The sequence below is a fragment of the Candidatus Nitrosotalea sp. FS genome, assembly GCF_011319475.1.
Lineage (GTDB): Archaea > Thermoproteota > Nitrososphaeria > Nitrososphaerales > Nitrosopumilaceae > Nitrosotalea.
The window spans coordinates 17252-17793 of record NZ_RCMC01000251.1 but is presented as its reverse complement, the minus strand read 5'-3'; the positions used below and the strand labels follow the sequence as shown (position 1 = coordinate 17793).

The following is a 542-nucleotide window of genomic DNA, read 5'->3' as shown; positions in this document are numbered from 1 at the left end:
TGATTTTGTACTCGTTACCAAGTTGGTTCTCAGGTGTTGCCCTACTTGGAATTTTTGTAGGAGGTCTGGTACCCGCAGCAATCATGGCAATGGCACAAGCAAATCTTTTGACAAGAAATATCATCAAAGAGATAAAACCAAATCTCTCAGACAAGTCAGAGATTAAAATAACAAAGGTCTCATCAACAGTATTCAAGTTTGTAGCTTTAGGATTTGTATTTTCAGTTCCTGCAACTTATGCAATATCATTACAATTGCTAGGGGGAATTCTCATAGTACAGATTCTTCCAGCAGTTCTTTTTGGTTTGTATACCAAGTCACTTACAAAGATACCACTGATAATAGGACTTGTCGTAGGAATATCATCAGGCATATTCATGATGGAAGCAGCAAACAGTTTTGGTCCTCTGACATCATCTCTTATCAAAACAATGTGGGGACCATTGTACATCGCTGTGATATCACTTGCATTCAACCTTGCAATAGCATTTGGTGGAAGTGTAATACAGAAAAAAATGAATTCAAGAAAGCAGATACTATAA

1 pseudogene is annotated in these 542 nt (G+C 37.1%); it reads left to right on the top strand.

What is annotated here, in order from left to right:
- Positions 1-542 (top strand): annotated as a pseudogene (locus DYY66_RS13265) (sodium:solute symporter); the annotation flags it as partial.